The following is a 17,408-nucleotide window of genomic DNA, read 5'->3' as shown; positions in this document are numbered from 1 at the left end:
GGCCCCTCGACTGACCGAGGTGTCTTGCGTCATCCATCGACCTGAAAATCCGAGTCGATTATGGATTCACCCAAGCACGTTGAGGTCGGCGTACATCCTCAATATCCCCCGATCGGCTCCCTCTCCCTCCGGGAGAGGGCTGGGGTGAGGGCAACAGGGCTGGACGCAGACCCACAGCCCAGTCAGCATGGCCAAAAAAACGGACCAGCCCCCCATGCGACGACTTCCCTCCCTGGCCGCCCTGCGCACCTTCGAATGCGCCGCCCGCCACGCGCATTTCGGCCGTGCAGCCGCCGAACTGTGCGTCACCGACAGCGCCGTCAGCCATCAGATCCGCCAGCTCGAAGAACAACTCGGCGTCTCACTGTTCATCCGCGAAGGCCGACAAATCCGCCCGACCATCGCCGCCGGACGCCTGATGCAAAGCCTGCAACAAGCCTTCGAACTGATCGGCGATGCCTGCGATGAACTGCGTGACCCATCCTCGCTGGCCGTGCTCAGACTGGCCGTCACCGCCGAACTCGCGCAAAAGTGGCTGATGAGTCGCCTCAGCGATTTCTATGCGCGCTATCCGCACATCACCTTGCACCTCTACGAACAACCGATCGACGCCAGTGCACCGGGCGAAGACATCGACCTGGCGATCACCTACGGCACCGGCCCGGTCGACAGCAGTGCCTACTTCGTGCGGCCTCTGCCAGCCCTGCAGTTCTTCCCGGTGTGCAGCCCCGGTCTGTTCAACCAGGGCACCTTGAAAACACCCAAGGATCTGGCCCGCCACTGTCTGTTGCACGACGACCAGGACGGCAAGACCTGGACCGCGTGGCTGACCAGCCACGCCGGTGATCTGCGCCCGCAGCGTCAGCTGTATTTCGCCCACGCCGGTCTGGCGCTGGAAGCGGCGGCGCAAGGGCAGGGCGTGGCCATGGGCGACAACCTCACCGCGCAAGAAGATCTGCAAAGTGGCCGGCTGGTGCGGCCCTTCGCCTCCAGTATGACCGCCCTCGGCCAATACGCACTGGTCTGCGAACGGCTGCGGCTGGAGCGCCCGGCGGTGGCGCAGATGCTCGAATGGTTCAACGATCAACTGGTCGATTGATGAGTTGAATTCAACTGTTCCGTAATAATCATCGTTGGCGGGCGCAGTGCGCGCGCCCTTAGCCTGTGGTCATTCCAATCCCATCGCGAAGACGAGGTTTGACCATGGCACGCTTGCTCGACTCCACCCCCAAACACGACGGCTTCCATCTGCCCGGCGAATTTGAAGCCAAGTCCGGCTGTTGGCTGGGCTGGCCGGAGCGCACCGACGTCTGGCGCAACGGTGCGAAACCGGCGCAGAAAGTCTGGGTGCAGATCGTCACCGCCATCTCCCATAGCGAACCAGTCACCGTGTGCGCCTCAGCCGCGCAGTTCGCCACGGCGCGTCGGCAGTTGCCGCCACAAGTGCGCGTGGTCGAGATGACCTGCAACGACACCTGGTTCCGCGACAGCGGCCCATGCTTTGTGGTCAACGATCAGAGCGGTGAAGTGCGTGGCGTCGACTTCGAATTCAACGCCTATGGCGGTCTTGACGGCGGCCTGTATTTCCCGTGGGACAAGGACGACCAGATCGCCAGCAAGATCCTCGAAATCGAGCGCTTCGACCGCTACCGCGCGCCGCTGATTGCCGAGCTGGGCGGCATCCAGAGCGACGGCCAGGGCAGCATCCTCACCACCGAACAATGCCTGCTCAACCGCAATCGCAACCAGCATCTGGGCAAGGACGAAGTGACCCGACGCCTGACCGATTACCTCGGCGCAGAGCAGGTCATCTGGCTGCCACGCGGCTGCAAGTTCGACGAAACCGACGGCCATGTCGACGACCTCGCCTGTTTCGTGCGTCCCGGTGAAGTGGTGCTGCAATGGACCGACAACCGCGACGATCCGCAATGGGAAATCTACCAGGAGGCCTACGACATCCTGCGCAGCACCCGCGACAGCCGAGGGCGCGAGCTGATCGTGCACAAACTGCCGCAACCGGATGTGCTGGAATGGACCGCCGAAGAAGCCGACGGCCTCGATCAGCAGGACAGCACCCACACCCGTCAGGCCGGCACGAAAATCTGCGCGTCGTACATCAACTATTACGCTGGCAACAGTTCGATCGTGGTGCCGCTGTTTGGTGATCGCAACGATCAAGTGGCGCTGGCGACGCTGGCCGAACTGTTCCCGCAGCACAAAATCGTCGGCATCGAAAACTCCCGGGAAATCCTCCTCGGTGGCGGCAACGTCGCGTGCATCACCATGCCGCAATACGCCGGCAAAGGAGTGTAATCATGGGCCTGCACAAACTGACTCAAGCGTTATTGCTGGTGCTTGCACCCCTGTGTGTGCAGGCTGCTGACTCCGCCAAACCGGTGGTTAATCTGTACATCTGGGGTGAGTACCTGGCGCCGGATACGCTGAAGAATTTTGAGGCAAAGACTGGTATTCATGTGGTCGCCGATCACTTTGATTCGCTGGAAACCGTAGAGACCAAACTGCTTACCGGGCGCAGCGGTTACGACCTGGTGTTAACCGCTGGCCAGCACCTGTCGCGCGCCATCGAGAGCGGCGCGATCCAGCCGCTGGACAAGGCCCGGGTGCCGCATTTTGTCGGGGTTGGCGAGGAGTTTCGTCAGCACATGGCGGTGTTCGATCCGGGCAATCGTTACGCCGGGATTTACGCTTGGGGCACCACTGGCGTCGGCTATCAGGAAGAGGCAATCAAGCACCGTGCGCCCGATGCACCGACGGACAGTTGGGCGATGTTGTTCGATCCGGCGGTGGTGGCGAAATTCGCCGATTGCGGGGTGAGTCTGCTCAACGATCCCAACGAGGTATTCGCCGCTGTCATGAAGTACATGGGGCTGGACATCAACCGGCAGAATCTCGATGACTTGAAACTTGCCGAGCAGCAGTTGGCGAAGATCCGGCCGTATATTCGTTACTTCGATAACGACCTGAATATCAGCGATCTGGCCAACGGCAACACCTGTGTGGCGATGTCGTGGAACGGCAACGTCGCCATCGCGGCGGGGCAGGCGGAAGCGGCGAAGAAGCCGTTCAAGTTGAGTTACCGGATTCCGAAAGAGGGTACGTTGATCTGGTTCGATGCCATGGTCGTGCCCAAGGACGCACCGCATCCCCAGGCCGGGTTGGCGCTGATGGATTATCTGATGACGCCGGAAGTGATTGCGCCGATCACCGACACCATTCATTACGCCAATGCGATCACGGCGGCGGATGGTTTGGTGGACGCGTCGATTCGTAATGATCCGGGGACGTATCCGTCCGCGCAGGTCAGGGCTTCGCTGTACAGCAAGAATGACAATGGCAAGGCGTTCAATCGGGCGTTGATCCGGGCGTTCAGCCGGTTGAAATCCGGGCTTTGAAAAGCGGGCCCTCACCCCAGCCCTCTCCCGGAGGGAGAGGGAGCCGACCGAGGTGTCTTGCGTTATACATCGACCTGAAAAAACGAGTCGATTATGGATCTAAGTCTTGGCGTTCATGGATTCAAAGACGTTATTTCAGGTCGACGTAAATCTCCAATCTCCCCCCAATCAGTCCCCTCTCCCTCCGGGAGAGGGTTAGGGTGAGGGCAGTCGATTATGGAATTGAGAAGTCTTGGCGATCATGGATTCAAAGACGTTATTTCAGGTCGACGTAAATCTCCAATCTCCCCCAATCAGTCCCCTCTCCCTCGGGGAGAGGGTTAGGGTGAGGGCAGCGGTTTAGGCACCCGCCACAAATACCACGCCGCCACCGTCCGATACGGCCTCCACGCCAACCCGATCTCAACCATCTGCCTGCGCGTTGGCTGCACCTCCAGCCCCTTCAACCGCCGATACCCCTCGCGAACACCAAAATCATCCGCCGGCAGAATATCCATGCGCTCCAGGCTGTAGATCAGCAACATCTCCACGGTCCAGCGACCCACCCCGCGCAAACTGACCAACCGTTCGATCAGCGCCTCGTCATCCATCGCCAGCGCGGTGGCGTAATCCGGCACCACACCCCCCAGCGCTGCCTGGGCAATGCCCTGAATCGTCGCAATCTTGCCAGCGGAAAACCCGCAACTGCGCATTCGCTCGAAATCCGTCGCAAGAATCTGCTCGGGCCGCGGAAACGACTGCCCGGGAAACAACCCCACCAACCGCCCGACAATCGCATCCCCAGCCTTGGCATGCAGTTGCTGATAAGCAATCGCCCGCACCAGCGACTCGTACGGATCACGCGCCGGATGCGGTTGATGCAGGCACGGGCCGACCGCAGCAATGTGACGCTGCCAATCTGCATCGAGCGCGGCCAGAAACGCGCTGGCTGCTGGATAGGCGTCGGCCATGTTATTTCAGCAAACCGTTGACTTCGCCGTAGCTGAACGCCTTGAGGTCATGGGTATCGAGTTTGCCGTTGGCCAGAAAGCTTTTCACCAGCCCACCCATCGCGCCATAGAGGAATTCGGCAATGCCGGAACCCGCGCTCAAGCGGCGCACGCCCAGCGCTTGCAGTTCTTCAGGCGAAGGCAGGCAAGCGAAACCAAGGACATTGACTGGCAGCGCAGTGCCCTTGCAGATGGCCTCGATTTCATAGGCCGACGTGACGCCCGCCGCGAACAAACCATCAGCGCCGGCCGCTTGATACAGCGCCGCCCGATGCAGGGTTTCGGCGACGCGATCCTCGGCCGGGACGAGGTTTTTCAGATACACGTCGGTGCGCGCATTGATGAACAGCTGCACATTGCGTTTGTTGGCAACCTGTCGCACCACTTCGATCTTGCGCGCGAGCAGCTCAGGATCGGCAGAACCGTCCTCGATATTGATCCCGACGGCACCCGACGCGATCACCGCATCCAGCACTTCGGCCACGCGCCCGAGGTCATCGGAATACCCGGCCTCGACATCCACGGTCAACGGAATGCTGATCACCCGGGCGATGGATTCCACCGTCGACACCAGACGTTCGAGGGGCAGGGTGTTGCCGTCCGGATACCCGTGGGCCCAGGCCACCGCCGCGCTGCTGGTGGCCACGGCTTTACCGCCCAGATGCTCGACCAGTCGCGCCCCGGTGGCGTCGGCGACATTGGTCAGCATCAACAGGCCTTGCTGGTGCAACTGGTGAAACTGCGTAGCGAGCGCGTTCATCAAAAATCCTTCTTGTCAGTTGATGAGGTTGGTCAGAATGCCAGTTGTTGGGTGAGCTGCACGGCGGCGTTTTCCAGCCGCAGCAGAAACGCTTTGCGCGGCTGCCCACCACCATAGCCGGTGAGCGAGCCATCCGCGCCGATCACCCGATGGCAGGGCACCACAATCGATAACCGATTGTGCCCGTTGGCCAGACCGACCGCGCGACTGGCGCCGGGTTTGCCCAAACCGGCGGCGATGGCGCCGTAAGTGCTGGTGTGGCCGTAAGGGATTTGCCGCAGCGCCGACCAGACCTGCCGGGCAAACTCGCTGCCGGGCAAGTGCAGAGGCACGCTGAAATCGCTGAGTTTGCCGGCGAAATACGCCGCTAGTTGCTGCTCGATCTGCTGCAAATGCGCGTTGTGCCCCGGCGCGACCGCGTAGCCGTAACGTTGCTGCAGTTCTTCGACTTCGCGGGTCAGTGCCGGGCGATCAAGAAACTCCAGCAACACCAAGCCACGGCGTTCGGCCATGGCAATCATCGGCCCCAGCGGCGTGGTCAACCGAGTGAACAGCAGCGGCTCGCTGTGTTCGACGCGACCGGGGGTGATGTGGAAGGACTTCTGAAAGGCATCACGAAAACCGCTGAGCGATTCATAACCCGAATCAAACGCGGCGTGATCAATCGAGGTGCCTTGCTTGATCCCGCCCAGCGCCATGCCCAAGCGGCGCGTACGCAGCCACGCATGGAAGGTCATGCCGAAATGCTGCTTGAACCAGCGCCGCAGCTTCAGTGGCTCGATACCTTCGGCGAGCAACTGCGCATCGCTCCAGCGCAACTCCGGATCGGCCTCCACGGCTTTGAGCAGGCGCTGCACCCAGTCTGGCGCGATGGCCGCGGCGTCCAGCGGCTTGCAACGCAGGCAGGCGCGATAGCCGGCAGACAGGCATTCGTCGGCATGGGCGAAGAATTCGACGTTCTCCGGTTTCGGCTTGCGCGCCGTGCAACTGGGGCGGCAGAAGATCCCGGTGGTTTTCACCGCCGTGAAGAACACGCCTTCATAGGCAGTGTCGCGTTCGAGCATGGCGCGAACCATCTCGGCGTGGGGCGGCAGGACAGCGGTTTGTATGTTCATGGGCTGAGAGTAAAACCAGTTTGTCGATGGCTCCACCGAAAAATCGACAGTGAATTTTCAAATCCCCTGAACTACCGTGTAGGAGCTGCCGCAGGCTGCGATCTTGATCGTTCCCACGCTCTGCGTGGGAATGCAGCCCGGGACGCTCCGCGCCCCAAAATCCACAGATCGCCGCTATCGGCAGCTCCTACCGTTTGTTGAGGTGTGCCCGATGCATCCGTTTTCCATCCAACACATTGATCACATCGTCCTGCGCGTCGCCGATCTGCAACGCAGCATCGACTTCTACAACCAGGTCTTCGGCGCCGAAGTGGTCAAGCGCAACGAGCCGCTGGGCCTGATCCACCTGCGCGCCGGCACTTCGATGATCGACCTCGTCGGCCTGCAAGGCGAACTCGGCCGCAAGGGCGGCGGGGCGGCCGGGGCCGAGCGGCGTAACGTTGATCATTTCTGCCTGCGCATCGAACCGTTCGATGAAGCAGCGCTGATTGCACACCTGCAAACCTTCGGCCTGACTGTGGCAAAAGCCGAATCACGCTTCGGCGCCGAGGGCAAAGGGCTGTCGCTGTATTGCTTCGACCCGGATGGCAATCAGGTAGAACTCAAAGGCCCGTCCGAGGCTTAAGCGCGTTTCGCCGTCAACAGCACCGATGCCGCCGCCGACAGCAGGCCTGCGCAGCAACGATTGAAGATCCGTTTGCCGCGCGGCTGGGCGAACCAGCGGCGCATGTGCAGGCCCATCCAGGCGTAGGCGCTGATGGCGATCCACTCCAGCAACAGAAACAGCACGCCCAGCACCGCGAATTGCGCCGGCACCGGGCGCGCCGGGTCGACGAACTGCGGCAGAAACGCGGTAAACAACAGGATCGCCTTCGGATTGCCCGCCGCCACCAGAAACTCCTGCCGCGCCAACGCAAAGAAACCAACGGTCGCGCCCGTTACCTGTTGCTCGGCCTCAGGATTGGCCCGCCACAACTGCCAGGCCAGATACAACAGATACGCCGCGCCAATGATCTTGATCGCATGGAACAGCCATACCGAGGTCTGCAGCACCACCGACAGGCCCGCACCGGCCAGCGCAATCATCCCGGCGAACGCCAGAATCCGCCCGATGCCCGCCGTGCACGCGCGGCGAAAGCCATAACGCGTGGCGTTGCTGACCGACAGCAGATTGTTCGGCCCGGGGGCCATGTTCAGGGCGAAACAGGCCGGAAGAAACAGGGTGAGGGTGGCGAGATCCATGACGGCACTCCAGTAACGAGGACCATGTTTTTATCACAGCCCCCACGCGCTCAGACCCATACAGTCACGCAGCGCTGTCGCGGTACAGCGCCCCGCGCTGTTGGGCAACGCGGTCGAACTTTTTGCAGATGCCTTCACTCTGTATCAGTCATAGGGTGATGGTTTCGTCAGAAAAAACTATCCATCCGGTCAGATACGGCGATAGCCGTGTAAAATTTCGCCGACGTTGCACCCACCCCGTTTGGCCCCAGGCGGCCCCACCAAGAGCGATCTACATGCAAGCAAAGGCCCGTGAAGTTTATGTGCCACCGGTGCTGCAAGATCTGCGAGCCGGCACTGCCGAACTGCACATCGCACTGGAAAAACGCCTTCCTTTTTTCTCCGATTTTCTCGATACACAGGCTTTTGTGCGGCTGATGCAGGCTTATTACGGCTTCTATCTGCCGCTGGAAAACGCTTTGCTACGCAGCGATGCAATGCCTGCCGATTTTGAACTGACGCCTCGACTCAAAGCGCCAACCTTGCGCACTGATCTGCACGCGCTGGGCGTATCTGCCGAAGCGCTGCAAGGCCTGCCGCAGTGCGAGCAGTTGCCGGTCATCGATTCAAGCGCTGCCTGCCTGGGCGTGCTCTACGTGCTCGAGGGCGCGACGCTCGGCGGGCAGATTCTGCGCCGGGAAATCTCCACCCGGTTAGGCCTGGAAGCCGATAACGGCGCGGCCTTTCTCGATATCTACGGCGCCGCCACGGGCCGGCGCTGGCGGGACTTTATCGAATACCTCGGCAGTCGGCCAATGAGCGCCGCCGAGCGCGCCGCTGTCGTCACGGCAGCACAAACCACATTCAGCTGTTTCGAGCACTGGCTCGAAAGCCGGGAGGTACTGGCATGAACCCGCAAGACAAACAAGACTTTGAAGAACTGCTGGCCAACTGTGCCGACGAGCCGATCCGTTTCCCCGGTGCGATCCAGCCCCACGGTTTGCTGCTGACCTTGAGCGAGCCTGAGCTGGCGATCATTCAGGTCAGCGCCAATGTCGAAACGTTGCTGGCCCGAGAGCCGCAAAGCCTGATCGGCCAGCCGCTGGCAAGCCTGATCGGCGACGCCGAAGCGGCAAAAGTGCGCGAAGCCTTGCTGCAACCGTCGCTGTCCGACTTGCAGCCGCTGCGCTTCCGGCTCAATGGCACCGCGTTCGAGGGCCTGCTGCATCGCCATCAGGGCGTGCTGATTCTGGAGCTGGAAATCCACGTCGAGAATTTCCAGCCGCGCAACGTCGCCGGCAACCAGACCCATCTGGGGCGCATGCTTCAGCGTCTGCAAGCGGCCACCACCTTGCAGGCGCTGTACGACATCAGCGTCAAGGAAATCCAGGCCATGACCGGTTACGACCGGGTGTTGATCTACCGTTTCGAAGAGGAGGGCCACGGTCAGGTCATCGCCGAAGCCTCGGACCCGTCGATGGAAGTGTTCAACGGCCTGTTTTTCCCGGCGTCGGACATTCCCGAACAGGCGCGCGAGCTGTATCGCACCAATTGGCTGCGGATCATCCCCAATGCCGATTACCAACCGGTGCCGCTGCTGCCAAAGCTGCGCCCGGACACGAACACGCCGCTAGACCTGAGTTTCGCCACCCTGCGCAGCGTATCGCCGATCCACTGCCAGTACATGAAGAACATGGGCGTGCTGTCGTCGATGAGCATTTCCCTGCTCAAGGGTGACAAGCTCTGGGGCCTGATCAGCTGCGGCAATCGTCAGCCACTGCATGTGCCGCACGAATTGCGCGCCGCGTGTCAGACCATCGGCCAGGTGCTGTCGCTGCAGATCAGCGCCATGGAAGCGCTGGAGATCAGCCGTCAGCGTGAAGAGAAAGTCGAGGCGTTGGCGCTGCTCAATCAAGCGATGATCGACTCGCCGCAAAATGTCTTCGACGGCCTCGCCAATCAGCCACAGACCCTGTTGGCGCTGACCAATGCCGGCGGTATTGCAATCATCGAAGACAAGCAGCTGCACCGTTACGGCAACTGCCCGGAGCCGGAAGAAATCCGCGCGTTGCACAAGTGGTTGCAGGACAGCGGCGAGGCGGTGTTTGCCAGTCATCACCTGGCCAGCGTCTACCCGCCGGCCGCGCAGTATCAGCAGGTGGCCAGCGGTGTGCTCGCCATGAGCTTGCCGAAACCGGTGGACAACGGTGTGTTCTGGTTCCGTCCGGAGGTCAAGGAAAACATCAATTGGAGCGGCGATCCGCGCAAGCCACTGGACCTGGAAAACTCCGACGCCGGCCTGCGTTTGCGCCCGCGTACCTCGTTTGAAATCTGGAAAGTCGAGATGGCCGGGATCTCCACCAAGTGGAGCCACGGTGATCTGTTCGCCGCCAACGATCTACGGCGTTCGGCACTGGAAAATGATCTGGCGCGGCAAGTGCGTCGTGAGCAGGAAGCGGTGCGCGCCCGCGATGAGCTGGTGGCCGTGGTATCCCACGATCTGCGCAACCCGATGACCGTGATTTCGATGCTTTGCGGCATGATGCAGAAGGCTTTCAGCTCGGACGGCCCGCACACTTCGCGGCGCATCTCGACGGCCATCGACACCATGCAACAGGCTGCCGGCCGCATGAATACGCTGCTGGAGGATTTGCTCGATACCTCGAAAATCGACGCCGGGCGCTACTCCATCACCCCGCAGAAACTTGACGTCGGGCAGATGTTCGAGGAGGCGCAGGCACTGCTCGCGCCGCTGGCGCTGGACAAGGACATCAGCATTTCCTTCGACGCCGATCCTGATCTGCGCATTCATGCCGACCCGGAGCGGCTGTTTCAGGTGCTGTCGAATCTGGTCGGCAATGCGATCAAGTTCACCCCGCGCCTGGGCAGGGTGGGCGTGCATGCCACGTCGGTCGGCGATGACATTGTCTTCACCGTGCGCGACAGCGGCGAAGGCATTCCCAAGGAGCATCTGCCGCACGTGTTCGATCGTTACTGGACGGTGAAAGAGGGCAACCCGACCGGCACTGGTCTCGGTTTGTACATCACCCAAGGCATCGTCGAAGCCCATGGCGGGCGGATCTTCGCCGAGAGCGAGCCGGGGCAGGGCAGCGAGTTCCGCTTCACCGTGCCACGTTTGGACTGAGCGTCGATTTTCATGTGGGAGCGAGCCTGCTCGCGAATGGGATTGTTTGATCGTTCCCACGCTCTGCGTGGGAATGCCTCAACGGACGCTCTGCGTTCGGCTCTGGAAGGGACGCGGAGCGTCCCGGGCTACATTCCCACGCAGAGCGTGGGAACGATCAGGATCACAGGGGCATTTTCTTCAATACCCAGGATCGGGCGCTCGATACCGTGAGCACCTTGTTCCTCGATTTGAAGCAGGTGTGCGATGAGTCTGATTGTTTCCATGGCGGCGTTTGCGTTGGCGGCGTCGATCACGCCGGGGCCGGTGAACATTGTGGCGTTGAGTTCCGGGGCGCAGTTCGGTTTTCGCGCCAGTCAACGGCATGTTGCCGGGGCCACGTTGGGGTTTGTGTTGCTGCTGGTGCTGATGGGGTTGGGTCTGCACGAGGTGCTCAAGCTCTGGCCATTCATGACCCGCGTGGTGCAACTGGCCGGTGTGGCGTTTCTGCTGTTCATGGCGTGGAAACTGGCCATGGATGACGGGCAATTGAATGCCCGTGAATCGGGGCGGGCGCCGTCGATGCTGTACGGCGCGGTGATGCAGTGGCTTAACCCGAAAGCCTGGATGGCCTGCGTCGCGGGTATGGGCGCGTTTGTCGCCGATGGCGAGGCGCGGCTGGTGTGGCAGTTTGCGGCGGTGTATCTGGTGATCTGTTATCTGTCGGTCGGCTGCTGGGTGTATGCCGGGACGTTTTTGCGTGGGTATCTGAGCAACGCGGCGGGGATGCGTTGGTTCAACCGGAGCATGGCGGGGTTGTTGACCGTCAGCGCGATATACCTGCTGCTACCGTAAACCCTGTAGGAGTGAGCCTGCTCGCGATAGCGATCTATCAGTCAATATAAATGTCGACTGATAGACCGCTATCGCGAGCAGGCTCACTCCTACAATGGATCACGGGTAGCCGAGAGATTGATTAGTTGAACGGCTGCTGAAACGCGCCACCTTCCATGTGCCAGACCTTCGGCTCCTCTGAAAAATATTCCTCCAGCCCCAGCATGAACAGCCGGTGGTCCTCACTCGCTTCAAACCCAGGCGTGTGATCCTCAAGGGATTGCCAGCGCACAATCAGATTGAACACCTCAGGCGTTTCAATTCCCTGCGCAAGCAAGTGCCCGCCGTAACCCTTGGCGCGTTTGAGCAACGGCTCGACCTCGGCAAACGCCTGCCGGAAGGCTTCGGTTTTCCCTGTGTGAACGGGCAGTAAAGCGATCTCATAAATCATGATGTTCTCCTCGGAACTGAGTTCAGCGATTGGCGAGTTCGGGCGACGGCGCGACGGCAATCGCGATTTTGCCTTGGACGCCGTTGTTAGGCGTTTCCAGCAAGGCATGGGCGAGGCCGATGTCGGCCAGTGGATAGACTGCGCCAACGTGTGGACGCAACTGACCGTTTGCGATCAAGGCGCTCAGTTCATCGAGCTTGCCGCGGTTTTGCCGGGTGAACACGAAGTGATAACTGGCGTTCTTGCCCCACGCCTGAATCAGGTTTTGTGGCTGGGCAAGGTCGACGATCGACACCACGCGGCCAAGCTGTGCAAGCGCGTCAGGACTGCGTGACAAGGCGTTGCCGCCGATGGTGTCGAACACCACATCGACGCCGCGCCCCTCGGTTTCGCGCAGGATCGCCTCGACGTAATCTTCCTTTTCGTAGTCGATCAGCACATCGGCGCCCATGCGCTGGGCGAACTCGAAATTTGCTTCGCGTACGGTGGTGAAGACCTTCGCACCGATGGCTTTGGCCAGCTGGATCGCAACATGGCCGACGCCGCCTGCACCGCCGTGGATCAGAATGCTTTCGCCGACTCTGAGCGCGGCCCGCACGACCAATGCTTCCCACGCGGTTCCGCCCACCAGGCTCAGGCTGGCCGCTTCGAGGTGACTCAACGCGGGCGGTTTCTTGGCAACAATGCTTTGCGCCGCAACGTGGTACTCGGCATAACTGCCCGGGCCGGCAAATATTTGCGGGGTGTACCAGACCTCGTCGCCCGGTACGAAGGCCGTCACCCCCGGCCCAACGGCTTCGATAACGCCAGAAACGTCGTGCCCGGTAATGGCGGGGAGGGGCACCAGATCGGCATAGTCGCCACGGCGAACCTGATAATCCAGCGGGTTGATGGAGGTGGCGTGCACCCGTACCAGGACTTCGCCCGCTTGTGGCACTGGCTTGGGCACGTCGCGCAGTTCGAACGATTGCGCGCCGCCAAATGAAGTAAGGATCATCGCTTTCATTGCATTGCCTCGTTTCGGTAAAAAGGGATATCGGGAAATTTCGATATCATGGGGTAAAAAATTACAGCTCGCTGCCGATGATCTCGGCCAGCGCACTGATCGCTGCTTCGTTGCGTTTGTAATAGGTCCATTGGCCGATGCGCCTGACTTCCACCAGGCCGGCGCGTTGCAGCGTCGCCAGATAATCAGACACCGTCGACTGCGACAGCCCGACGCCTTCCTGAATACTGCTGACGCAAACGCCCACCGTGTGCACGTCACCTTCATCCTGCGGAGGAAAGTGTTTCTCGGGATCCTTCAAGCCTTTGAGGATTTCCAGGCGTGTGCGGTTCGAGAGGGCTTTGAAGATTTCGAGTAGTTCCATGCCGCGAAGATATCGGAATTTACCGATATGTCAATATCTGAATGTGAAACCGATCAGGCAATCACTCTGACCCTGTGGGAGCGAGCCTGCTCGCGAAAGCGGTGGCACAGTCAATATTCCCGTGACTGACACAGCGCTTTCGCGAGCAGGCTCGCTCCCACAGGGGAGGTGTTGAGTTTCAGATGACGTGTCAGCCGCGATATTGGCCGGGCGTGGCCGCCAGGTGCTGCTTGAACGCCCGCTGAAAATGCGCCTGATCGGCAAACCCTGCCTCAAGCGCCACATCCGCGATCAACTGGCCGTCGCGCAATCGCTCGCGGGCGAACTGGATGCGCTGGTTGACCAGAAACGCGTGGGGCGTCATGCCGTAATGCTGTTTGAAGGCGCGGATCAGGTACGACGGTGACAGCTGTGCCGCGGCGCAGATGTCGTCGAGGTTCAGCAGCTCGGTGCAGTGCTCGCGGATAAAGTCAGCCGCGCGTTCCAGTTTGAAATTCGGCTCGCGCAACGACGGTTCGGCAGGGTTGAGGCGCAGTTGCAGGTCGCTGAAGAATTCCACCGCCGCGCTTTGCTTGCGCAAGACATCCTGTTGCTCGTCGACCAGTACGTCGTAAAGCGCGATCAGGTCGCGAAACAATTCTGCCTCCTGCAAGTGCGTGTCGGAAAACCGCCGAAACTCGAGCTCGGCACTGAACCCCAACTGATGCTGCAGATCCGTCAGCCACGGCGTCTCGACGTACAGCATCACATACGACCAAGGCTGGTCATCAATCGGATTGCACGCATGCACATCACCGGGATTCATCAGCACCACGGTGCCCGCCGCGACATCGAACTGCGCCTGTTCATGCACATACGTGCTGCGCCCGGCGGTGATTGCGCCAATGGAAAAGTGCGCATGGGAATGCCGCGCATAGCAGACCTCGCGACCATCGGCGATGGCCCGCGCTTCAATGAATGGCAGCGCCGCGTCGCGCCAGAAGCGCGGGGCTTTTTCAGGGTTTTTGGCGGCAGCGTGTTTCATCGTTGTTATTCCGGGCAGGCCAGTGCGCCAGTGTATTAGCTCTGGCCGGCAAAGGCCCGTTCGAGTTCGGCAATGTCGAGTTTTTTCATCGTGAACATGGCCTGCATCGCTCGCTGCGATTTGCTGGTGTCGGCATCCAGCATCATGTGCATGAACGCCACCGGGACGATCTGCCATGACACACCGAACTTGTCCTTGAGCCAGCCGCATTGCTGGGCTTCGACAGGGCCACCCTCGGACAGATTGCCCCAGAAATGGTCGACTTCTTCCTGATTCTGGCAGTTGACCTGAAACGAGATCGCCTCGCTGAATTTGAACATCGGCCCACCGTTGAGCCCGGTGAAGGTCTGGCCGTCGAGCTCGAAACTGACGGTCATCACCGCACCTTCCGGCTTGCTGTGAAATTCCTGGCCGACCTTGCTGTAGTGGGTCAGGCCGGTGATTTTCGCGTGATCGAAGATCGAGCAGTAAAACTTCGCGGCGGCTTCGGCCTGATCGTCGAACCACAGGCAGGGCGTGAGTTTCTGAAAGCGTTGCATGGCAGTCATCCTCGGCAGGTTAGACACGCTGGATTAACAGCGTAGTCAGTCCTTGGTCGATTGCCGGTGCCGTAGATCGACAAGTTGCCGTGTGTCAGAAATCCCAGCGCGCCGTCAGTTGCAGGTTGTGCGGTTCGCCGTAGAAACCGGTGCCGAAGTTGCCAAGGCCCGTGTAGTAGGTCTTGTCGAAGAGGTTCTTGATGTTGAGCGAAGTGCTCAGGTGCTCGTTGAAGCGATAGCGGGCCATCGCATCGACCAGGTAGTAACTGTCCTGCGTGATGCGCACGTTCTGCTTGGCGCCGGGCTGGAATACGTCGCCGAAGAATTCGCTCTGCCAACTGACACCGCCGCCCAGCGTCAGGTTTTGCCAGACGCCGGGGAGGCGATAGCTGCTGAACACCCGCACCAATTGCTCGGGCGCGGTGGTTTGTAGAATCGTGGCGTACACCGGATCACCTTTGGCATCGCGGGTGTGGTTGTAGGCGTAGCCGGCGGAGAGGTTCCAGCCTTCGGCGATTTCACCGGCCAGTTCGAACTCGAAGCCCTTTGTAGTCGCACCTTGCACGGCGCGGTACACCGCCTGATTGTCGAAGCCGCTGACCTGTTCGGCGACGTTGTCCTGCTCGATGCGGAACACGGCGAAACTGGCGTTGAGCCGGCCGTCGAAATATTCGGCCTTTATCCCCGCTTCGTAGCTGTCGCCCTGCACCGGGTCGAGTATCTGGCCCGTGGCGTCCTTGCTCAGTTGCGGTTGATAGATGCGCGTGTAACTGGTGTAGAGCGAGTAGCTGTCATCGAGGTCATAGACGGCGCCGGCATACGGCGTGATCACACCGGTCTGGCGGTAACCGTCGCGGACATTGGCGGTGTTCGGGTCGCTGTAGTCGAGGTGGTCGCTGGCGTTGAAATCGCTGACCCGTGCGCCGAGGATCAGCGCCAGATCGTCGCTGGTCTTGAAGCGCGTGGAGAGGTACGCGCCGGTCTGACGCTGGCGGATGGTGTCCGTGCCGATCTGCGGGATATCCGGTTTGGCGAACTCGCCATGCCAGGCGAAAATACTGCCGTTGAGCGGCGGGTACACCGAGCCGTAAACCGGGTTGTCCTGGCGGGTGTTCATCGACATGAAACCGACCAGCAACTGATGCTCGCGACCGAACAGGCTGAACGGCCCGCCGAGGTTGAGATCGACATTGTCCTGCACCTCGTCGCCCTTGAATTGGCCCATGTAGAGGAACATGCCGTCGCCGCTCAGCGGGTCCGGATTGCCGCCGCTGGCGGAGCCGAGCAGGGTGTCGTGCTCGCGGTGTTTGCGGTCGTAGCTGAGCTTCAAGGCCCAGTCGTTTTGCAGTTGCCGGGTGACGGAGGCGAACAGCGTCTGGTTGATGAAATCGCGGCGGCTCCAGTCGGTTGCCGGGTTGAACGAGCGCGAGAAATTCGTCCGCGAACCGTCGCTGTAGAACATCGGAAAACCGGTCCAGGTGGCGCCGCGTGAGCGGGTGTTCTGTTGATCGAAACCTACGGTCAACAGAGTGTCCGGGTTTAGATCGGCTTCGACGATGGCGTAGGCGATGTCCTTGCTGTTCTGGTAGTGATCGGCGTCAGCGCTGCGTTCCTGATGAACGCCAACGAAACGGGCGCGCAGGTTGTCGTTCAGCGGCCCTGCGATGTCGAATTCGCTGCGATAGTTGTCCCACGAACCGACGCTGGCGCTGAGTGCGGCTTTGACGGTGGGCGTCGGCCGTTTGCGGATCAGGTTGACCGTGGCCGACGGGTCGCCCGAGCCGGTCATCAGGCCCGTGGCACCCTTGATGATTTCGACGCGATCGAAGGTCGCCATGTCGGTGCTGGTGGTGCCGTAATCGTAGACGCCGTCGTAATCGGTGTTGACGCCGTCGTACTGGAAATTGGTGATCGGCGTGCCACGGCTGGAAAACTCCCAACGTTCGCTGTCGTAGTTCTGCACGCTGATACCCGGCGCGCGGCGCAGCACGTCGGCGATGCCGTTGGCGCCCTGATCGTCGAGTTGCTGGCGGGTGATCACCGTGACCGATTGCGGGGTTTCGCGGAGGGACAGCGGCAGACCGGTGGCGGAGGCGCTGAGGCCGGTGGTGTAGGCGTGAGTGTCTTCGGTGATGGCGCCGAGGGTTTTGCCGCTGATGGTGGTGGCGTCCAGTTGCAGTGGGGCTGCAGAGGCTGTGCTGCGCAGGACGTAACCGCCGCCGCTTTGCCGCTGCGCTTGCAGACCGCTGCCATTGAGGAGGATGTGCAAAGCCTGTTGCGGGGTGTAATCACCGCTCAGACCGGCGCTGCGTTTGTCTGCCGCCAGATCATTGTGCCCGGCGATAAACACGCCGCTCTGTTCGGCGAAGCGGTTGAGTGCGGTGACCAAGGAGCCGGGCGCCACTGCGCAATGCTGCGTCTGCACATCTGCCAGCGCCATCGACACGCACAACCCCGGCACGGCAGATGCCATGGCCAGAGTAAAACGACAGCGGGCGAGGGTGGCGCGCAACATGGAGTTCCCGGGGGCGGTCAACGAATTGAGGTCTGCTGTGGGTTAACCGAATG

Annotated in this window: 17 protein-coding genes; 7 read left to right on the top strand and 10 right to left on the bottom strand. The window is 61.0% G+C overall.

Translation table 11 applies throughout. The annotated features are described in order from the left end of the window. Positions 1-214: 214 nt before the first annotated feature. From AB4N44_RS05410 to AB4N44_RS05400, 3 genes are all read left to right on the top strand, one after another. Positions 215-1,099: a LysR substrate-binding domain-containing protein gene (locus AB4N44_RS05410; protein WP_455806603.1), complete on the top strand. Its 885-nt coding sequence runs from the start codon at positions 215-217 to the stop codon at positions 1,097-1,099. A gap of 104 nt (positions 1,100-1,203) precedes the next feature. Then, complete coding sequence (gene aguA / locus AB4N44_RS05405; RefSeq protein WP_455806604.1) at positions 1,204-2,313, top strand: agmatine deiminase; 1,110 nt, start codon at positions 1,204-1,206, stop codon at positions 2,311-2,313. 2 nt (positions 2,314-2,315) lie between these two features. Then, positions 2,316-3,413, top strand: a complete 1,098-nt coding sequence (locus AB4N44_RS05400; protein ID WP_160040779.1) for an extracellular solute-binding protein — start codon at positions 2,316-2,318, stop codon at positions 3,411-3,413. Positions 3,414-3,733: 320 nt separating this feature from the next. Here AB4N44_RS05400 and AB4N44_RS05395 read toward each other — a convergent pair whose 3' ends face one another. Genes AB4N44_RS05395 through AB4N44_RS05385 form a run of 3 tightly spaced genes read right to left on the bottom strand, consistent with a single transcriptional unit; the run spans position 3,734 to position 6,277 of the window. Then, a complete protein-coding gene (locus AB4N44_RS05395; RefSeq protein ID WP_460109846.1) occupies positions 3,734-4,363 on the bottom strand; it encodes a DNA-3-methyladenine glycosylase family protein in 630 nt (209 codons plus the stop codon). 1 nt (position 4,364) lies between these two features. Next, on the bottom strand, positions 4,365-5,162 hold the full coding sequence (locus AB4N44_RS05390) for an isocitrate lyase/PEP mutase family protein (RefSeq protein ID WP_460109848.1): 798 nt from the start codon (positions 5,160-5,162) through the stop codon (positions 4,365-4,367). Between the two features lie 32 nt (positions 5,163-5,194). Next, complete coding sequence (locus tag AB4N44_RS05385) at positions 5,195-6,277, bottom strand: bifunctional transcriptional activator/DNA repair enzyme AdaA (RefSeq protein ID WP_460109850.1); 1,083 nt, start codon at positions 6,275-6,277, stop codon at positions 5,195-5,197. 211 nt (positions 6,278-6,488) lie between these two features. Between AB4N44_RS05385 and AB4N44_RS05380 the strand changes: the two genes are divergently transcribed. After that, on the top strand, positions 6,489-6,902 hold the full coding sequence (locus AB4N44_RS05380) for a VOC family protein (protein ID WP_460109853.1): 414 nt from the start codon (positions 6,489-6,491) through the stop codon (positions 6,900-6,902). Here AB4N44_RS05380 and AB4N44_RS05375 read toward each other — a convergent pair. Further along, positions 6,899-7,519, bottom strand: a complete 621-nt coding sequence (locus AB4N44_RS05375) for a LysE family translocator (protein WP_460109855.1) — start codon at positions 7,517-7,519, stop codon at positions 6,899-6,901. The two genes, AB4N44_RS05380 and AB4N44_RS05375, sit on opposite strands and share 4 nt — an antisense overlap. 275 nt (positions 7,520-7,794) lie before the next feature. Between AB4N44_RS05375 and AB4N44_RS05370 the strand changes: the two genes are divergently transcribed. The 3 genes from AB4N44_RS05370 to AB4N44_RS05360 all read left to right on the top strand — a co-directional run bounded on the left by AB4N44_RS05370 (position 7,795) and on the right by AB4N44_RS05360 (position 11,477). Continuing rightward, positions 7,795-8,409: a biliverdin-producing heme oxygenase gene (locus AB4N44_RS05370; RefSeq protein WP_150750882.1), complete on the top strand. Its 615-nt coding sequence runs from the start codon at positions 7,795-7,797 to the stop codon at positions 8,407-8,409. Next, complete coding sequence (locus AB4N44_RS05365) at positions 8,406-10,643, top strand: ATP-binding protein (RefSeq protein ID WP_455806611.1); 2,238 nt, start codon at positions 8,406-8,408, stop codon at positions 10,641-10,643. The genes AB4N44_RS05370 and AB4N44_RS05365 overlap by 4 nt, the downstream gene beginning before the upstream one ends. 246 nt (positions 10,644-10,889) lie before the next feature. Continuing rightward, positions 10,890-11,477: a LysE family translocator gene (locus tag AB4N44_RS05360; protein ID WP_316916636.1), complete on the top strand. Its 588-nt coding sequence runs from the start codon at positions 10,890-10,892 to the stop codon at positions 11,475-11,477. A 121-nt stretch (positions 11,478-11,598) separates the two neighbouring features. On the opposite strand, the gene AB4N44_RS05355 is transcribed toward AB4N44_RS05360, so the two are convergent. The 6 genes from AB4N44_RS05355 to AB4N44_RS05330 all read right to left on the bottom strand — a co-directional run bounded on the left by AB4N44_RS05355 (position 11,599) and on the right by AB4N44_RS05330 (position 17,355). After that, positions 11,599-11,907 carry an antibiotic biosynthesis monooxygenase family protein gene (locus AB4N44_RS05355; protein WP_095118403.1) on the bottom strand — a complete coding sequence of 103 codons (309 nt, stop codon included), beginning with the start codon at positions 11,905-11,907 and terminating at the stop codon, positions 11,599-11,601. 22 nt (positions 11,908-11,929) lie between these two features. Beyond that, on the bottom strand, positions 11,930-12,913 hold the full coding sequence (locus tag AB4N44_RS05350) for a zinc-dependent alcohol dehydrogenase family protein (RefSeq protein WP_460109860.1): 984 nt from the start codon (positions 12,911-12,913) through the stop codon (positions 11,930-11,932). Positions 12,914-12,974: 61 nt separating this feature from the next. Beyond that, a complete protein-coding gene (locus tag AB4N44_RS05345; RefSeq protein WP_077572353.1) occupies positions 12,975-13,277 on the bottom strand; it encodes an ArsR/SmtB family transcription factor in 303 nt (100 codons plus the stop codon). 190 nt (positions 13,278-13,467) lie between these two features. Beyond that, on the bottom strand, positions 13,468-14,301 hold the full coding sequence (locus tag AB4N44_RS05340; protein WP_460109863.1) for a helix-turn-helix transcriptional regulator: 834 nt from the start codon (positions 14,299-14,301) through the stop codon (positions 13,468-13,470). A gap of 35 nt (positions 14,302-14,336) precedes the next feature. After that, entirely contained in the window at positions 14,337-14,840 is a 504-nt protein-coding gene (locus tag AB4N44_RS05335) for a VOC family protein (RefSeq protein ID WP_460109865.1), read from the bottom strand. A gap of 94 nt (positions 14,841-14,934) precedes the next feature. After that, entirely contained in the window at positions 14,935-17,355 is a 2,421-nt protein-coding gene (locus AB4N44_RS05330; RefSeq protein ID WP_460109867.1) for a TonB-dependent siderophore receptor, read from the bottom strand. Between the last annotated feature and the right edge of the window lie 53 nt (positions 17,356-17,408).

The organism is Pseudomonas sp. S3_C06 (assembly GCF_054667675.1).
Note: the sequence above shows the minus strand (reverse complement) of the source record. Positions and strands in the feature narration are given on the sequence as shown.